This is a genomic window from Vibrio sp. 10N.261.55.F4 (assembly GCF_041470465.1).
Classification (GTDB): Bacteria; Pseudomonadota; Gammaproteobacteria; order Enterobacterales; family Vibrionaceae; genus Vibrio; species Vibrio crassostreae_C.
In genome coordinates, this window is record NZ_JBFRMM010000020.1 from 162,510 (window position 1) to 181,500 (window position 18,991).

General features: G+C 45.8%; 12 protein-coding genes and 1 pseudogene. 5 read left to right on the plus strand and 8 right to left on the minus strand.

Going from position 1 to position 18,991, the window contains the following annotated elements:
- Positions 1–242: 242 nt before the first annotated feature.
- A complete protein-coding gene (locus AB4249_RS10925; RefSeq protein WP_372073590.1) occupies positions 243–1,913 on the plus strand; it encodes a DUF342 domain-containing protein in 1,671 nt (556 codons plus the stop codon).
- A 118-nt stretch (positions 1,914–2,031) separates the two neighbouring features.
- On the opposite strand, the gene AB4249_RS10930 is transcribed toward AB4249_RS10925, so the two are convergent.
- The 6 genes from AB4249_RS10930 to AB4249_RS10955 form a co-directional block, all read right to left on the minus strand.
- Positions 2,032–4,146 carry a type I secretion system permease/ATPase gene (locus AB4249_RS10930; RefSeq protein WP_017061209.1) on the minus strand — a complete coding sequence of 705 codons (2,115 nt, stop codon included), beginning with the start codon at positions 4,144–4,146 and terminating at the stop codon, positions 2,032–2,034.
- A gap of 18 nt (positions 4,147–4,164) precedes the next feature.
- The gene (locus tag AB4249_RS10935) at positions 4,165–6,075 is read right to left on the minus strand and encodes a LapD/MoxY N-terminal periplasmic domain-containing protein (protein ID WP_017061208.1); all 1,911 of its coding nucleotides are present in this window, start codon (positions 6,073–6,075) and stop codon (positions 4,165–4,167) included.
- A 5-nt stretch (positions 6,076–6,080) separates the two neighbouring features.
- On the minus strand, positions 6,081–6,749 hold the full coding sequence (locus tag AB4249_RS10940; protein WP_019823329.1) for a transglutaminase-like cysteine peptidase: 669 nt from the start codon (positions 6,747–6,749) through the stop codon (positions 6,081–6,083).
- Positions 6,750–6,808: 59 nt separating this feature from the next.
- Positions 6,809–8,200, minus strand: a complete 1,392-nt coding sequence (locus tag AB4249_RS10945; protein ID WP_017061206.1) for an HlyD family type I secretion periplasmic adaptor subunit — start codon at positions 8,198–8,200, stop codon at positions 6,809–6,811.
- Between the two features lie 112 nt (positions 8,201–8,312).
- On the minus strand, positions 8,313–9,599 hold the full coding sequence (locus tag AB4249_RS10950; RefSeq protein ID WP_372103203.1) for a sigma-54-dependent transcriptional regulator: 1,287 nt from the start codon (positions 9,597–9,599) through the stop codon (positions 8,313–8,315).
- A gap of 84 nt (positions 9,600–9,683) precedes the next feature.
- Positions 9,684–11,591 carry an ATP-binding protein gene (locus AB4249_RS10955; RefSeq protein ID WP_372103080.1) on the minus strand — a complete coding sequence of 636 codons (1,908 nt, stop codon included), beginning with the start codon at positions 11,589–11,591 and terminating at the stop codon, positions 9,684–9,686.
- Positions 11,592–11,758: 167 nt separating this feature from the next.
- Here AB4249_RS10955 and pdxH point away from each other — a divergent pair, with 167 nt between their 5' ends.
- Positions 11,759–12,394: a pyridoxamine 5'-phosphate oxidase gene (gene pdxH, locus AB4249_RS10960; protein WP_372103083.1), complete on the plus strand. Its 636-nt coding sequence runs from the start codon at positions 11,759–11,761 to the stop codon at positions 12,392–12,394.
- Positions 12,395–12,496: 102 nt separating this feature from the next.
- Here the strand turns inward: pdxH and AB4249_RS10965 are convergent, their stop codons facing one another.
- On the minus strand, positions 12,497–13,279 hold the full coding sequence (locus tag AB4249_RS10965; protein ID WP_372103085.1) for a PAS domain-containing protein: 783 nt from the start codon (positions 13,277–13,279) through the stop codon (positions 12,497–12,499).
- 364 nt (positions 13,280–13,643) lie between these two features.
- Positions 13,644–13,820: pseudogene (locus AB4249_RS10970) on the minus strand (SUMF1/EgtB/PvdO family nonheme iron enzyme); the annotation flags it as partial.
- Positions 13,821–14,072: 252 nt separating this feature from the next.
- Here AB4249_RS10970 and AB4249_RS10975 point away from each other — a divergent pair.
- From AB4249_RS10975 to AB4249_RS10985, 3 genes are all read left to right on the plus strand, one after another.
- On the plus strand, positions 14,073–14,897 hold the full coding sequence (locus AB4249_RS10975; RefSeq protein ID WP_017065150.1) for an AraC family transcriptional regulator: 825 nt from the start codon (positions 14,073–14,075) through the stop codon (positions 14,895–14,897).
- Positions 14,898–15,078: 181 nt separating this feature from the next.
- Complete coding sequence (gene putA / locus AB4249_RS10980; RefSeq protein WP_017065151.1) at positions 15,079–18,216, plus strand: bifunctional proline dehydrogenase/L-glutamate gamma-semialdehyde dehydrogenase PutA; 3,138 nt, start codon at positions 15,079–15,081, stop codon at positions 18,214–18,216.
- An 11-nt stretch (positions 18,217–18,227) separates the two neighbouring features.
- Positions 18,228–18,932: a 1-pyrroline-5-carboxylate dehydrogenase gene (locus AB4249_RS10985; protein WP_017065152.1), complete on the plus strand. Its 705-nt coding sequence runs from the start codon at positions 18,228–18,230 to the stop codon at positions 18,930–18,932.
- Positions 18,933–18,991: the final 59 nt, after the last annotated feature.

Genomic DNA, 18,991 nt, shown 5'->3' on the forward strand with positions numbered 1-18,991 from the left:
CCTTTACTATCTTGCACCAATATCGAATCGACATTCAATCACACGAAATATTCTGAAAAAATCTTCCTATGTATTTGTAAAGGCGAAGCAGATCATAAAATGTGTAAGTCTTATTTATGAGTCATGTTTGCAGAATCGAAAGTAAGTGATGTGACGCTGATTATTCTAATAATGTGATACTCAGCGCAGAATGAATTATATAGACTGAATAACAACTGAGTCATTAGGGATACTCAATTCGAATGTGGGATAACATCGTTACATTGTCGGAAGACAAGCAACAAGTAATGGCATGTCTGCCAACCGGGATTGTGGTTGACGCAAGCTTTGATAACAAGACGCTGCCACCAACCTTGGAAGCTTTGAATGCATCAAACTATTTTCTTTTCGAAGAAGAGGTGTTGCGTTTCGTTACTCTTGCTAAAGAAGGTAAGGGTGAAGCTTATGAAGGAATCTTGATTGCTGAAGTTCGAAATGCCACTGTTGCGGTCGAACTGTCTGATGATGAGATGTTGGCGAGTCTCGTGGTCACTGGTCCCTACAATGGACACCCACTGCGTGGTAGCGACATCATTCAGTGCTTATCTCTAGCTCAAATAACAAAAGGAATAAATAAGTTAGCGCTCAGAAAAGTTCTGATGATGAGTAGCAAACTTAAGCCCGGGGAAAAGTTTACTCAGCCCGTCGCTAAAGGGACACAACCAGTAAAAGGTAAGGATGCTAAGTTTGCCGCTTTGGTTGAAGATATTACTCGCCAAGTCTTGAAGCCTCGCAGCAAAGACGAAGGCAAGATTGATATGCGAGACTTGGGACAAACCATTACCGTTGGTCAAAATGATCACTTAATGAAACGTACCCCCGCTACCAAAGGTATCGCTGGCTTTACCGTTCAAGGCCGAATTATCCCACCGCTTCCTGGGCAAGACAGTTTAATCAAGCCAGGAAAGGGCACCTACATCTCCCCTGAAGATCCCAATTTACTACTCGCCTCACACCCTGGATTGCCCATCATTAAAGATCGAACCATCGAAGTGGATGACGCCTTATGTGTCAGCAACGTCGATGTCTCAACTGGGCATGTTAAATTTAAAGGTAATGTCTTCGTCTCTGGCAACATCGAGCCGGGGATGATCGTCAAGGCGACCGGAAGTGTTACGGTTGGTGGCTTTATCGAATCGGCCGAAGTTCAAGCCCAGGGGGATATCAAAGTCGCCAAAGGCATTATCGGCCATACGACTAAAGAGGGGGAGCCAAAAAGTTGTAAGGTATTCAGTAAAGGCTCTATCACAGCAAGCTACGCACAGAATGCTGAGCTACAAACGGCCAACGACCTTAGACTTGGTGTGCACAGTATGAGTAATGACATTCGCTGTGGTAACAACCTTATCGTGATGGACAGTTTGAAAAAACACGGCACGCTCAGCGGTGGTGAAGCCAAAGTCGGCGGGAAAGTAGAATGTGTCTTCTTAGGTGTTGAGGGAGACACCGCAACTAAAGTACATGGCTTTGCGCGCTACGATGGTTACCGACAAAAGCTAGCCGAGCTGAAGGAAGCTTATAAACACACTCAAGAGCAAACCATGGGTGTGATTCGCCAAGAGTTAGAATTTAAGAAGCGCCCTAAAACCGAGAGAAGCGAAGAGCAAGCCCTAGAAATTGAGCAGCAACGTGAGAAGAATAATCTCGCAATTGAAAACACAAAGTCGCAGTTAGATACACTCGAAGCAGAGTTTGAAACCAACCTTGCTGAATGTACTGTAGAGGTACACGAAAAAGTGTATACCCGAGTGACGATTCAATTTGGTGATGAGACAGTCACAACCAAGCGAACTCACGGCGGAAGTGTTTTCTCATTCAACCAATACGAGATCCAATGTTCATTCAAGATGGAGCAAGAGGATATTGCTTTGTAGGCTTTGTGTTGAACATAAGTGATGCTTGGCTTAGGTGATGATACTGACAAATAGAAAAAGGGGAGCTGATGCTCCCCTTTTGGTTTCTACTGATAATTATTTAGGTGGCTTGAGCGCTCTAACTAACGGCTCTCACTCGGCCTTGTTTAAGGTCTGAAAGAACCTGTGCTTTAGGACCATCTGCAATGATGCAGCCTTTCTCCATTACGATCACTCGATCGACAATGTCCAACATCGACGTTTTGTGTGTAATCAGAATTAACGTCTCGCTTGGTAGCAATTGGTTAAGTTGGTGTTTGATGTGCATCTCTGAACGGTTATCCATAGCACTGGTCGGCTCATCCATCAACAACACTGGCGGACGGCCAAGGAAGGCTCTAGCAATGGCAATTGACTGACGTTGTCCACCAGACAGCAAGGCACCACCTTCACCCACTTGGCGTTCCAAACCTGCAGGATCTTGTTGAGTAAACGCGGTTACCCCTGCACGGTTTGCTGCATCCATCACGTCACGGTCATCCACCAAAGGACGACCTAAAGTAATGTTGTCTCTTACTGAACCGTAGAACAGGTTACTGTCTTGCGGAACACAACCTATATTGCGTCGTACGTCGACATGATGCAGTTGCTCCATATCCGTGTCATCAATACGTACATGGCCTTCTGTGGGCTTGTACAGGCCCATAATCAGACGTTCTAGTGTGGTTTTACCTGAACCAATACGACCAATGATTGCTACTTTCTCACCAGGACTAATATTGAGGGTTAAGTCTCTAATTGAAGCCACTGGTGAATCTGGGTAGTGGAACGTCACTTTATCTAGCGCGATATGGCCCTGAATAATCGGACGGTGAATGTAGCGTTTACCTTCTTCTTGTTCATCAGGCATCGACATCACTTGCTCAATCAGAGTCATTGATGACTTTGCTTGGTTGTAACGAGTCGAAAGCAAAGACAGCTGAACAAGCGGGCCAATCGCTCGGCCGCTCAACATGGTTGCAGCGATCAAGCCACCCATCGTAAGTTCACCTTCTGCAATTAGATACACGCCAAAGATGATCATACCAACGTTAGTACTTTGCTGAACAAAGCCGGCGGTGTTTTGGATGCTGTCAGTGATGCGTCGACTTTTGATATTCCAATTCGCCATGTGAGCAACGGCTTCTTCCCAACGGAATTGGAATTGGCTTTGCGCACTGAACAGCTTAACCGTCTCTAACCCTGCCAAACTCTCGATTAAGTTCGCGTACTTCTGCGAAGCAAGACGAGAGCCTTCCTCAATGGTACGGCGCAGTGGACCTTGGATTAGCAATGCATAGACGATCAAAATGACCACGCCAGCAACGGGAACAAACACAAGGTTTCCAGCCATTAACCAAATTAGCGCTAAGAACATCAGTGCGAAGGGGAGGTCGATTAACGAGCCAATGGTTGCAGAGGTAAAGAATTCACGAATGGATTCGAACTCTTGCAAGTTTTTAGCGAAAGCACCGACAGAAGCAGGCTTCGCTTCCATACGAATCCCCAGTACTTTACTGAACAGTTTGGAGGAAATGAGAATATCGGATTTCTTACCGGCAACGTCAATGAAGTAGCTGCGCATCAATTTGAGCAGCAAATCGAATAGGAACACGACAAAGATACCACTTGCCAGCACCCACAAAGTTTCAAAGGCGAGGTTGGGAACTACCTTGTCGTACACCAAGCGTGTAAACATCGGCGCGGCAATCGCGAAGATGTTGATAAGAATGGAGGCAATCAACACATCTCGGTAGATGTTTTTAGATTCCCAAATCGTGCTCCAAAACCAATGCCCTTTACGTGTTTTTAGAACTTCTGGTGAACGTTCATCATAACGGAACTGTTTCTTTACCAAGAAGTAGCGGCCGATGAATTGTTCTTTCAGCTCTTCGACAGGAATGATGATTGGCACCATTCCGCTTTCCGCAGTAATGATTTCCGCTTCTTGCTTCTCTAAATCGATACTGTTGAGAACGCACGCCTCACCTTGTTTAAGTAGTAAGACCGCAGGCAGTATCAGGTGAGGAATCTTTTCTAAGTCGGAACGGTTTTCTTTTGCCACTAATCCTGCTCGTTCAGCAGAGCGTGGGAATAGGAAAGGGGTTAGCTTTCCATCGGATAGTGGTAGCCCATTGATCAACGCTTCGGGCGAGTTAGCTAACCCGTAATACCGGCTAACGTAGATCAGTGAGTTCAATAGTGGATCTTGCATGTGATATAACCCTTACAACTATTTATCAACAATGAAGCCTTGGAACACTTCTACGTAGTTATCAGACAGAATATCTAGCTGAGTCTGAGTTTCTATTCGAGACGCGATGGTGGTGACGCCTAGGTTGTGAGCGGTTCTAGAGATCGACGTTAAGGTAAACTTCTGTTTTTCGTCATCAAGGTTATGTGTGAACAGGTAATCTAGCTTCACATAGCTTGGACGGTATTCGTTGATGTAATCCAGTGATTGGAAGTTACGTCCGTAGTTATCGACACCAAACACCGCTTCAGCGTTGCGAATGGTGTTACACAAAAGTGCCGTGTAGTGCGGAACGTTGATGAAGCAGTTTTCTGGAATCTCAAAGTGCAACAGGTGAGCGATTGAAGCATTCTGTTCAAGCGTCTTACCGATCCAACGGATGAAGCTTGGTTGAGATATACTGCTTGGCGAGAGATTAATAGCGACTGGGCTGGTTACTTCTTTTGCATTGAGCTTTTCAACCATCTTCTCAATAACGTATTGGTCGAGAATGTGGCTCATTTCAAGCTGTTCTAGCGCGTATAGATACTGGTTAGCACCGTAACGCACGCCATCTTTTTCAATCGCAGAGAACACCTCTTGGTGATACGTTTTACCAAAGGCATTGTTTGCAGCCTGCAAACGGAAGGTAATGAGGTCGTTGATGATCGCTTCTTCAACCAACATACGCCATTGTTGTTTGCCCATCACTGCGCCGTGATCGTCTGCGGTTACGTAGCCGTAAGCAAGTTCTCGATTCGCCTTGGCACTTGAGAGTGCGTTATCCACCAGCGACATGATTTCAGTACTGGTTTTACGCTTGTTGCTGTAGGTCACACCAAGAGCAATATGTGGATTCGCAGTGCCTGTTGGGTCTGAACCTAGGCTCTGGATACAGTTTACGATGCTGCTCGCGACAAGTTTCAGTTCGCTCTCATCAATGTTTGGCATGATGAAACCGAACTCGTCACTAGAAATACGAGCGATGGTGATATCTGGAGATGAAATTGAAGCTTGCAGCTGTTCAGCCAGTTGATGAACCAAGGCATCACCTTCTTGATAGCCTTTTTCATCGTACTCTTCACTGATAAACTCCGCTTTAAGTACCGCTAAACCACCTAAGCTCGACTCCTCTAACCATTGAGTTAACTGAGACATGTAGTAAGCACGGTTACCTAGCTGAGATACAGGGTCGATATATGCTCTTTCACGTAACTTCTGAGCTTCTTTCGCTTGGTTTTTAAATGCCAGTTCAACTTGAGTCGACATGTGGTTGATACCATCGACAACCAAGGTGAGATCTTTTGTCTTTGGACGAGCCAGAGGTTCGCCAAACTGATTCTTGGCGATCTGATCCATCTTGGTAATGATCAACGAGAGCGGGCGTAAAGCGCGCTTAAGGATCCAAGAGATAGACACCAAACCGAGCAAGAAGATCGTGCCAAATATGCTCAGTAAGCGGATGAATGCTTGCCAAAGTTGATCGTAGGCAGGGCCTGGGTGACTTACGATCTCGACCTCGGCCAATTGCATCCAGCCACTGGTGATCACGCGGCGGTCATGAACAGGCTCGAACAGGTTTAGGTTGGTAAACCACTCTGGTACGCCAGTTGGCTTTACAGGGTATGAGCGGAGAATGTCTTCACCGCTATCGAGAAAGATCAATCGAACGACTGAGTAAGAACTGCCATCAAACAGGGCGTTGATAACAGACTCCACTGCCACCTTGTCCTTTTCTTCTAGGTAAGGGGCGAGAGCCAGTCCAACAGTATTAATGGTATTACTTACCTCAGAGCGTTGCTGCTCCTCTAAGTATCCACGGGTGGTATTGAATTCGATCATAAAAACTGACGTCATCAGCAGTATGAACACTGCAACCATCCCGACCACAAGCTGTTTATATAAAGTCATTGTACCTACTCATCGTAATTGATAATGGGTTTGTTTAATTTTAGAGAGCGCTCACGTGAACGTAAGTCGTTCCATAAGCTCAATCTTGAAGATTTCCCTGCCAATTTGCCGCTGCCTGCTGCCGACTTGATCAACCAAAGGTTTTTACCGTTAAAACTGTAAATTGGTCGTAGATCTGGGCGTTTGGAACCGCGTTTAATTTCAGGGTTTAAGTTGTCCAAAATTAATGGCTCTGCACTCGGTGTTGAGTAGTAAGCTAACACCATGTGGAACTGGTTTAGTTCCAGTGCTTTTACGTACACTAATCGTAATTTCTTATCTGGGACGCCCAGTTCAAGCAAAGAGAAGTATTTTGCGATTGTGAAGTCTTCACAATCACCGGCGTTGCTGCCTAAAAATTCCAGTGGTGTTGCCCAGTAATCATTCTTTCCCCACAGTATGTTGTCATCGACAAAGTACATCTGGTTGAAGAACTGGTTCACCGACCTGAGCTTCTCTTTTTCACTTAATCCGTCGTATGACGTCATATTTGAGCGCCATGTTGCCACTCGCTTTCCGGCTCTATCGCCGTAGGTTTTGGTCACTGCATCTATCCACCGTTGGTCGCTCTTGTTGAGCGCCACAGAGGTGAAAGAGGTGAGGACCAGCAGCAATAGCGAAATCCGAGACTTCATAGCCTCTGCTCTTGTCTATTTGCTGTGTATTGAAAGGCGTTATCAAACATCAAACGTCATTACTCTTTTAGTGCATTGTTTTGAGCGCTTAATAGTGGCTTCAACATGTACTCAAGCACGGTTCTTTTACCCGTGATGATATCGACAGAGGCGGTCATACCTGGAATGATTGGCAACTCTTCGTTCTGTCCAAAATTGTGTTTTTCGGTGCGCACGCGCACGATATAGAAGCTATTGCCTTCTTCATCTTGAGTGGTATCGGCACTGATGTGCTCTAACACGCCTTCTAGACCACCGTACTTAGTGAAGTCATAAGCACTGAATTTAACGATGGCAGTCAATTCTGGGCGTAGGAACGCGATATCTTGCGGGGCGATTTTCGCTTCAACCAATAGAGAGTCTTCTGTTGGTACAATCTCAACGATGTCCATACCCGGTTGGATAACCCCGCCGACAGTATTAATACCTAATGTTTTAACGGTGCCTGTTACAGGAGAAACCACCACGGTACGGTTTACTCTGTCTTCTAGGCCAACGGCAGATTCGGTCATTGCAGAGAGCTTGTCTTGGGCTTGATTGAGTTTTTCTTGTTGTTCGGAGCGGAAGTTCAGTGCGGCGTCAATACGGCTGAGCATGGATTCTTTGATTGCTGAGCGTAAAAGAGGAATTTTTAGCTCGCTCGAAGTCATTTCTCGGCGAGTGTCGTTCACTTGTCTTTGCAGTTTAAGTAATTCAATTCGTGGTACCACCCCTTCATCGGCGAGAGGTTTGGTGATATCCAGTTCTTGGCGAGCAAACTGGTAGCTCTGTTTTAGGTTTCGAACACGCGCTTTAATCTCAACTAGGTCTTGCTGTTTCTGTTCAACTTGTTGATCAAAAACGGAAAGCTGGTTTCTCAGATTATTGAGATCTTGACGGTATTCTGCTTTTTGACGATTAACCAGTTGAGGTTGAAGTTCATAGAATTTAGGTGGGAACGCAAGCTTGCCATAATCGAGAGTGACACTTTTCTTCCATTCTTTTTCAGAGAATTCTTCATTGATGACAACACTGGTCAGGGAAGCGGAAAGCATTAACACGTTGGCGGTCAAGTTCGCGACTTGTTGTTCACGTTCGCGGAAGTCAGAACGGAATCGTGTGTCATCGATTAACAGCAGTTGTTGACCTTTTTGAACGCGTTGGCCTTCTTTAACTAAGATTTCTTTAACCAAGCCACCTTCAAGGTTTTGTACCACTTGGATCTGAGAGGAGGGGATCACTTTGCCTTGGCCAACGGTAACTTTGTCGATCTCTGCCCATGCAGACCACCCAATAGCAGCAATAAAAAACAGAACGATCACCCACAACATAATTCGCGCACTGGTGGGCGTATTGAGGAGTAGTGCCGCTGTTTTATCATCGACATACTCAAGCTCGGTTTCGTTCAATTTGCTGAAATTTTTCTGACTCATAACAGTCCTTGTTCGCTAAATAAAAGTGCAAGCCTATTGAGTGTATTCTTACTTTTGATAAATGTTAAGATTTTGCTCATTTAAATCTTTGAATTTATATATTTTTTAAGACCTATCGGTTCTTGAAATCCGTTTTATCGAGTTGGTGCTTTCTTAGTTTGTCATACAGTGTTTTTCTCGATACCTGCAGCTCTTGTTGTACCTCTTTTAAACGACCTTGATGGCGATGTAGTGCCTCAATCAAGATAATTTGTTCAAAGCTATCGGTGCGTTGGTTTAACGACTGTTGTTGCTCTTCAATGCTCATATCGAGTTCATTTTGCTCATCAGTATCGCTGTCGAGCGACGGCTGCTTAATTTGAGTCAGCACTCTGAGTTCAGCATGTTGGCGAAGCTGACGAATGTTCTCCGTCCAATGCGTTGCAATGAGTCGCTGAATCTCTTTTTCTGTAATGACGGGTGGCGGCAGTTGATAGCGACTGGCTGCACCACGAGCAAAGTGTTTGAACAAAGAGCCAATATCTTCCGTTCTTTGCGCCAAGGGTAGTAAATTAAATCGGCGCAGTTCACCTGTAATTGTAGTAGGAACTACTGTAGTTGCGATAATGATACAAGTTGCATTGGTCTTGCATGAGTTTTCACGAAGTAGAGTGGGTTTTAGAGCGGCTAACCATAGCCATTGCTGCGAAGTTAACGCTTCTGTTTCATGGATATAGAGTGTTCCACCTTGATGCTTCAAGAACAGTTGCAAAATAAACTGATGGAATGTCGCTTCGTCACTGCGTGGCAAATTAAACGCCGCGACAGGGCAAAGCTCTGCGGTTTGATGACTGTGTAAATCATGGGTGTATTGTGCAGTGACCCTTTTCCCCGTCCCTAAATCACCAACAAACAATAGAAGTGGGTTGGTTTTGGTATCTAGGGTGATCAATTCTCGGCGTAATGCCTGCATCGATGGCGATTGACCAATCAGTTTCGGGCCAACCTGATTTTGCATTGCCAACTCTTTACGCAATAGGTTGTTCTCTTCAACCAGTGCGAGCTTATCTGCGGCTTTTTTAACGGCAGTGAGTAGGGCATCGACCACAAATGGCTTTTCCAGAAAATCGTAAGCACCGGCTTTCATCGCTGATACCGCGGTTTGCACGTCACCATGTCCGGTAAGTACGATGACCTGAAAATGAGGATTTTGGCTCAGCAACTTTTGCGTTAATTGAATGCCATCCATTACCGGCATGTGAATATCGGTGATGACAATTCCGGCTTGCGTGGTATCTATTTTCTTTAATGCCTCAATAGCATTGGGAAAGCCGACGATATCGATACCTTCAATGAGCATGGCTTGTTCTACCGAGTCTCGAATGGCGGGTTCATCGTCGACAAAATAGAGTTTAGGCATAGAGTGCAAAAGCCGATTCCTTAGCTGTAGGTGAGATTAGCAGTAATGTGAAATTCGTTTTCCGTTAACAATAACAACGGCGTGTTAGCGCTTATCGTTATATAACGGGATGTTTAGCGAGAATACCATGCCTGAAGGCTCTAACCGGTTCGCGCTGATCGTGCCGTGATACGCTTCAATAATCCGTTTCGATATTGAAAGCCCTAGCCCTAAACCTTCCGGTTTGGTGGTAAAAAACGGGTCGAACAGCTGTTCTAGCTTATCGTTCGGCATGCCAATTCCGTTATCCCAAATGATCAGCTGACAAGAGTCATGATGCAGTTGCCATTCGATGCCTATCTGTGGGCTAGCCTGTTGGTCAACGCTTTCCAGGTTTTGTTGCTCCTGCAAGATTTTGTGTTCAAGAACTTGTTGTTGCAGCGCTTGAGTCGCGTTGTGAATCAGGTTCACTAGTACTTGCTCGAGTTCGGTTGGATGAATCGCAATATTGATGTCATCTGGCACCGTGCTTAGCCTTAGCGTAATGCCTTGCTTGATCATCAGCGCACTGAGAATGCTAGTGGCGTTATTGACCGCTTGATGCAGGTTCGCCACATGATGTTCTTGTTTGGTGACCTTGCGAGTAAAGACTTTGAGTCGCGCGATGATGTCGGTAATGGTGTTGTTGAGGCCAATCATTTTCTCAAGATTGCTTTTCACTAAATCGGTTCGTTCCATTTCCAGTAGCTTTAAGCTGTTTTCACTGTAGGTTCGCAGTGCTGCAAGCGGTTGGTTGATTTCGTGGTTAATGCTGGCTGACAGCTCACCGAGTACCGCTAGTTTCGCGGTTTGTGTCAGCTCTTGTTCTGTCTGTTTCAACTTCGACTGCGACTCTTGGTATTGAAAAAGGGTTTGTTGCAGCTGCTGATTGGATTGCTTCAAGTAGTGGGTACGTTTATCAACGGTTTGCTCTAGGTTTTGGTTGAGTCGGGTCAACGCCACTTTCGCGAGATAAGTCTGGCGCCACGACCAAGCGATGAGCATCACCAAGCTGTAAATCACCACGAAGATGACATCGATCTGAAAGATTTTAATAAGTTCAGCTCTGGTCTCTTTTAGTGCGACAACTTGGTACTGGTTGTTGCTGACCGTTGCAGGGTAAAGATTAAAAGCACCAAACTTGAATAACTGGTTGGCGGTGAGCTCTTTTCGGATTTCATTGGATTGAAGGTTGCTAGATTGATTGGTATTGCTCGCTTCTGACTGAGAGCTTGAAGACCGAAAGGCTTCGATGATCGAAATTTCGCTTTGACCGTATTGGCGTTGAAGTGCGATATCCGTTTGTTGTTGCTGAGTTAGTGGCAACAATGAATGGTAAAGCCATGGAGCTTGGCTTGATAGAAAGACCACTTGGTTAGAGTCGAGTACTACGATCTCAAAATCGTCGCTGGTTAGGATGTTTTCGAGATTTTCTAAGCTCACTTTTACGGTGATAACGCCAACAATTTCCTTGTCGATATACAGAGGTGAAGACAGAAAATAACCTCGTACGTTCGAGCGAGCGCCTAGCGCGACATATTGTGTGTTGTTACCTTGAATGGCAGAAGCAAAGTAGGGACGAAACGAGAAGTTCTCACCGACAAAGGTACGAGGCTTTTGGTAATTACTGGAAGCGACCACAGTACCGCTCGGGTCGTGAATATAGATGGTGTCGGCCTGGCTTTGATTCGACCATTCAAACAGCAATTGATTGAGCTGCGCGGCGGAAATCGATGAGTCAAAATAAGAGAGCAAGCGCGGGTCATGGCTGAGCAAATCTGGGATCTGTTTGAATTTATCCAGCTCAGAATCGATTTGTAGATTGGCTTTATTCGCCGCTTCATCGAGTTGCTGAGTGACGATTTTTTCTTGGAATTGTACTGCCATAAAGTGGGTTGCGGTCAGCCCTGCAGCTCCCAATAACAATGAGAATAAAACAAAGGGCGTCATTAGGTTAGGCAGTATTTTGGTCACTCGGATCTCAGCTTGTCATCGGTTTGTATAAAGATTATCAATATGATGGAGAGAGTACCGAGATCTTGTTAACACAGAGCACCTTCTGTGAGACAAAACCATGGCTTAGACTTGTGTTTCAAAGGATTACGGCGCAAAATCACAAAAAAATTAAAAGGAGCAACCAAATGGAACTGACAGATATTCGTCGCGAATACGCTAAGGGTGGATTGAGACGTAAAGACTTGGCCGCAGACCCGATTGAGCAATTCAACCTATGGCTAGAGCAAGCCATTGAAGCGAAGTTGACGGACCCTACTGCCATGACAGTTGCTACGGTTGATGAAAATGGTCAGCCATTCCAACGCATTGTTCTGCTGAAGAATGTTGATAAAGACGGGTTCGTTTTTTACACTAACCTAGGTAGCCGTAAAGCGCACCAGCTTGAGCACAACAGCAAAATCAGTTTGCACTTTCCTTGGCATCCACTTGAGCGACAAGTTCATATTACGGGCACGGCTGAAAAGCTAACGGCTATGGAAAATATGAAGTACTTCTCGTCACGTCCAAAAGAGAGCCAATTGGCCGCGATTGCAAGTAAGCAGAGTAGCCGCATCTCAGCGCGTGGGATTTTAGAAGGTAAGTATCTAGAGCTTAAACAGAAGTTTGCCAAAGGCGAGATTCCCGTGCCTTCTTTCTGGGGTGGTTTCCGTGTACGTGCAGATAGCATTGAGTTTTGGCAAGGTGGTGAACACCGCTTGCACGACCGTTTCTTGTTCTCTCGCCAAGACAACAGTTGGGATATTGATCGCCTAGCGCCTTAGGCTTTTTGATCGCTTAGCTGCCTAACAGATCTAAAAATGCCGTTGATTAGACTTATCAAATCAACGGCATTTTTTTGTCTGCATTTTCAGATGAACAGTCAATCAGTTACTGTGCAGAACAACGGAGATCTGTTTTTTGAGCAGAGTTTCTGGGATGACTGAGCCCAATCCTGAATCCAACGCATACTCAATCAATTGGCTTTTACTGCGTGCATCAAACTTCTGTTTCAATCTGGCGACATGACCTTCGACCGTTTTGATTGAAATGTTTAACGTCGACGCGATGTACTGTGGTTTCTTGCCGAAAAGCAGTAAGAACAGCACCTCTGATTCTCTCGAAGTCAGCCGCTTTTGCAGTTTAGACACACGCGGCTCTGACCCCGCAAGCGATGCCTGATTGCCTTTTGTTCCTGTGGCCTGACAAACCCAATGACCAACCTCTAAGATCGCGGTATCGGTAAGCTCTTGGCCATAGAAGATGGTGCCTTGGACGTTGTCGTCATCATCAAGCCAAGGGGTTTTGGTAAAGATATGGGCGTGCCAGCGTCCGTCTGGATAGGGGTGAATATCGAGAATCTTAAGGGTACTGCGTGTATCCATTACATGTTTGTCTTGAGCCCTGAAATCTTGTGCGCACTCAGTGGTTTGACTGGGCATGTCGAAGTCGGTCAAGCCAGTACAAGTCTCATTGGGTTTTAAGCCAATCAATTGGTTGTAAGCAAGGTTGGCATACACGAAGACCGAGTCAGTATCTTTGCAGCCCCAGCAGCCTGGAAGTTGTTCGAATAAAGAACGATGTATGGAGTTGAGTGGATCTGGCAAGGCTTTATCTCGTAAGCTGAGGTATGGCAATGATATCAGTTTCTTATAGCGCTGCAATGGCAATTAGAGTACGAAAAATAAGGGGTGACTGACAGTTAAACGGACTGTTGATTAACTGTGTCAATCACGGAGAATCGATGGGCATAAAGGGTGATAATCAGGCAAAAAAAAGCCAGCCTGAAGAGGGGCTGGCTAAAGACAAGATATGCCTTGTCGACATGTAGAAGATTTTCAGTCTAATTTACGAGGGTCAGGTAAATTAAACTGAGGCATCAATTTGATACCCAGAGTGACTTACTACTCTATCGACGAATCTACTCCTAGGAGTGCTTATGCATAAGGGGGGAATTCCCCTATAAATGTTGCTCAATGTGATAATTGAGAACCTAGAGTAAATATTTGGGGTTCTGAGCCTATGACTGGGAGCCTACAGCTCTCGTACTACTCGGAATCCTAGATAGTTCGCTGCCGTTGAAGGCGGTACGTACAGTTCGTTAAACACTTTTGCTTCTTCAGGAGAGAAGCTCCACGCGCCACCTTTTGCTAGGCCTTTCTGAACGGTTGTCCATTCCCATACATTACCCACCATGTCGTAGAAGCCTGTAAAATGTTTTTCGTGTTCGTGTTCGTGTTCGTGTGATTGCTTGTGAAGTCCCTAAACTCGCCGGAACGATTGGTTTTACAATGCCCGTAGTTTGTACACTCTTGATCATCCTTCCGGAGGCATGATCAAGATGATCGCGATAATGATCTTTTCATTCTCGCGAGCAAATAACTCTCATGAGCATTTACAAATTCATCTTATGCGCATTTAAGAGTATTATTCTTACTATGTTGACCCGAGTATTTTTCTGTCATGTCTAAACCTTTACCCTTTCCTAACCTAGACCTTTCTCCGCTAGGCCTTACTGGCCCTCGTCCTGCTGAGATCATCACTTTGCCATCGCATATGGATTGCCACGATCACCATTATTCTCAGGTGGTGATTGGTTTAAAAGGTCAGGCGGAATTTGAAGTGAGTGGTAAGGGGAATCTTGTTGGCCCAGGACAAGGTTGTGTGGTGACAGCGAGCTCTGATCATGCTTTCGGCGGAGTGGTTGGTCAGTCGGATATTCTCGTGCTCAACATGCCTATGCCAACCGATGATGACCCTCTGATGCTAGAGAAGATTAACCAGTTAGAATCATCGAACGTCTACTTCCAATTAGATGCGCAAATTCAAAAGCTTATCCATATGTTGGTGCAAGAGATGCAGGCCAGTCCTGATGATCTGTTATTAAGCCGTGCGTGCAATGATACGGTGATTGCATTGATGCAAAGGCACATCTCGGCATTTGAAACCTCAATCAAAGATTCACGCTTTGATCTTGAAGCGTTGGATCGCTACATAGAACAGCATTTAGCAAACAAGATCTCCGTCGCGCAGCTTGCGGGTAGTGTGTTCTTGGGTGAAAGCCAGTTCCATATGTTATTCAAAGAGCAAATGGGCATTACCCCTCACCAGTACGTTCTTGGCAAGCGCATCGACCGTTCTCGTCGTTTAATTGAACAAGGTAATCTAAGCCTTGGTCAGGTCGCTGAACTGGCTGGTTTCTCCGGTCAATCTTCCTTTACTCACACCTTTTCACGCCTTCAAGGCATGTCACCATCCCAATACAAAAAGAAAATTTCTGTTAAATAGTGAAACAAAACGGCATATTATTTTAAAGTTTCATATGTGACCTTGTGTTTGTTTTGTTAATAAAGCGAGTTTTTAGCAAAAAACTCGGAGTTTTTGACAAGTAATCCTTATATACTCTAAATACACTGCAGCCATTGTAGAGATCCCGAACTCTTTTCGGGTGTGAGATTAAGGAAAACGCATGTTTACAGCTACTGATGTGTTAAAGCCAGAATTCAATGAGCAGTCGCTTGCTGATCTTTGGACGCTTATCTCACCATTATATATGGTGGATGAAACCCAATGGCTAGAGCAACTTCTGCCGCTAGCTACCCCTTCTGAGTCTGAAAAGCAGCAAATTACAGACAAAACGACGTCGTTGATTGAGTCTATCCGTGCGGATAAAACATCTATTCAGATGATCGACGCCTTGTTGCTTGAATACAGCTTAGATACTCAAGAGGGCATCTTGCTAATGTGTCTGGCGGAAGCCTTGATGCGTATTCCTGATTCGGCAACCGCTGATGCGTTGATTCGCGACAAACTTAGCGTTGCGGATTGGAAATCTCACCTGAAGAATTCTGACTCGGTTTTTGTTAACGCATCAACTTGGGGCCTAATGCTAACAGGCAAGGTGGTTGGACTTTCATCTAAAGAGCAGAGTGCAGGTCAAGCGGTTAACCGTTTAGTGAACAAGCTTTCTGAGCCGGTGATTCGTAAAGCGATGCACCAAGCGATGAAGGTGATGGGTCACCAATTCGTTCTTGGTCGCAGCATTGCTGAAGCGCAGAAGAACGGTAAGTCTATGCGTGACAAAGGTTTTACCTACTCATACGACATGCTAGGTGAAGCGGCACTGACCACTGCTGACGCAAACAAATACTTCAAAGATTACCTAATGGCGATTGAAGCCGTAGGTCGAGACACATACGTCTCTTCAAAATCTAGCCCAGCACCGTCTGTTTCTATCAAGCTTTCTGCGCTTCACCCACGTTATGAAGTGGCGAATGAAGACCGCGTACTGACTGAGCTATGCGACACGCTAGAGCAGTTACTGCGCCGTGCGATTGAGCTTGATGTTGCGATCACGATTGATGCAGAAGAAGCGGATCGCCTAGAGCTTTCGCTTAAGTTATTCGAAAAACTGTATCGCAGCGAGCTAGTGAAAGGCTGGGGCAAGTTTGGTCTGGTTATTCAAGCGTATTCAAAGCGTGCGTTACCGGTTCTAGTTTGGCTAAACCGCCTAGCAAAAGAGCAGGGTGACTTAATCCCACTTCGCCTAGTTAAAGGTGCTTACTGGGATAGTGAGATCAAATGGTCACAACAAGCTGGTTTCGATAACTACCCTGTTTACACTCGCAAAGAAGCGACTGATGTAGCCTACCTAGCGTGTGCGCGTTATCTATTGAGCCCAAGTGTTCGTGGCAATATCTTCCCGCAGTTTGCTAGCCACAATGCTCATACGGTTTCCGCTATTGCAGTGATGACAGACCATAAAGACTTTGAATTCCAACGCTTACACGGCATGGGTGATTCACTTTACAACCATGCAATGGAAGCTTACCAACAGTCGGTACGTATTTACGCGCCAGTTGGTAGCCATAAAGATCTACTGCCATACCTAGTACGTCGTCTGTTAGAGAATGGTGCAAACAGCTCGTTTGTACACCGTTTGGTTGATGCTCGTTGCCCTGTAGCAGAGCTAACACAGCATCCAGTCGACATGCTTTTGGCATTCGATACGTTGAACAACACTAAGATTCCTCTGCCGCCAGCGGTATTCCCTGAGCGTAAGAACTCATACGGTGTGAACATTGATATCGAGAGCGAAGCGCATCAGTTTGAAGAGCAAGTAAAAGGCTTTTTGAACAATCAATGGACTGCTGGACCTGTGATCAACGGCGAATCTCTTGCCGAAAGCATGATCAAGGCTGATCAGAATGTTGAACAAGTAACAGCACCTTACGATCGTCGTATTAGCGTGGGTCAGGTGGCTTTTGCAAACCTTGATCATGTTTCCGCAGCGATCACTGGTGCAGACGCCGCATTTGCTGATTGGAATGCGACATCGGTTGAAACCAAAGCCGCTGCGCTTGAGAAGTTGGCGGATCTGATGGAAGAAAACCTGGCTGAGCTGGTGGCAATTTGTCATCAAGAAGCGGGTAAGACAATTCACGACAGCATTGATGAAGTGCGTGAAGCGGTCGACTTCTGTCGTTACTACGCAAAACAAGCGAACAACCTACAAGGTTTTGAGCTAAAAGGCTTTGATGGTCTAACTCGAATCGCTTCGCGACAAGGTCGTGGTGTATTCGTTTGTATCAGCCCTTGGAACTTCCCATTGGCGATCTTCCTTGGCCAAATTACAGCTGCACTAGTGGCGGGTAATACGGTTGTGGCGAAACCTGCAGAGCAAACAAGCTTAATTGCAGCTCGCGCAGTGGAGTTGATGAATGAAGCGGGTTTCCCTGCTGGCACGATTCAGTTACTACCGGGTCGTGGCGCTGAGATCGGCAGTGCGCTAACCAGTCATGATGCGATTGCGGGCGTTGCCTTTACGGGGTCAACACCAACAGCACAACGTATCAACGTGTCATTGGCGAGTCGTAACGCTAAGCCTGTTCCGTTTATCGCGGAAACCGGTGGTCAGAATGCGATGATCGTCGACAGTACCGCACTGCCTGAACAGGTAGTCCGTGATGTTATTCGTTCGGCATTCGCTTCTGCAGGTCAACGTTGTTCTGCGCTACGTGTGCTTTACATTCAAGAAGACATTGCAGATCGCGTGATTGGACTAATTCACGGTGCGATGGATGAGCTAAGCGTTGGTATTCCACATCTTCATAAAACGGATGTGGGCCCAGTTATCGACCAAAACGCGAAGCAGAAGTTGATGACGCACCTAGAAAATATGACTAAGACCCAGAAGAAAGTGGCTCAACTTTCTCTAGGAGCGGATTGTGAACATGGTGACTTTGTTCCACCAAGTGCATTTGAAATCGATGACATCAGCTGTTTGAAAGAAGAGCAGTTTGGTCCTGTACTGCATATCGTTCGCTTCAAAGCGAGTGAGTTGACACAAGTAGTAGACCAAATTAACCAAACCGGTTTTGGTCTAACTATGGGTATCCACAGCCGTAACGAAACAACTTACCGTTGGATCGAGAAACACATTCGTGTGGGTAACTGCTACATCAACCGTGACCAAGTGGGCGCTGTTGTTGGTGTTCAACCATTCGGCGGTCAAGGTTTGTCGGGTACTGGCCCTAAAGCGGGTGGTCCTCACTACCTATACCGCTTTACTGATGTTCATTTTTCTCAATCACAAGACAAGGCATAAGGAGCAGTATCATGGTTCATCAAGTGACAGGTTTTTCTGATGCTTTGTTAGCGTGGGAACAATGGAATCTTACCGACTTTGATCATAAGAGTGCTCAGGTACTTGCATTCAAATCAGAGATCGAAAGCCAATCTACGTCTTTGGCGGCAGTGGCAACTTATCACCTAGAGCAAGCCTCTGCGCTGCTTTCTGAGCAGCACCTAATGGCTGGCCCGACTGGTGAAACAAACGAGCTGTATGCTGCAGGACGTGGTGTGGCTTTGGTGATTGTTGATGATTGCCAAGACAAAGAGCCAGCACTGCAAACAGCAACCGCGATGATTACCGCAGCACTATTAGCGGGTAACAGCGTGCAATTGTGCAGTGATGACGTGCAATTCAACACCTTGATCGCTGATGCAGCGAAACAAGCGAATTTACCGACGAACTTGGTGCAGGTTGCTTCGTACGACGCGGCTCAACAGCTGCTGTCTTGCGATGTACGTAGCGCAGGTTACGTAGGTAACTCACAAACGGCTCAAGCTATCAATTTACAACTTGCTAAGCGTGACGGTGCCATCGTCAGTTTAGTAGCTGAAACGGATCTGACAGCAATGCATGTTGCTCACGATCCACACTTATCGCTGCGTTTCATTACCGAGCGTACGCGAACTATAAATATAACAGCCGTGGGCGGTAACGCGACCTTGCTCGAACTTGGAAGCGAAGCTCACTAACCTTCAGTAACATTGGCTCTAAGCACTTTTGTTTTCTCCATTGTTGGTTTCACCATCTT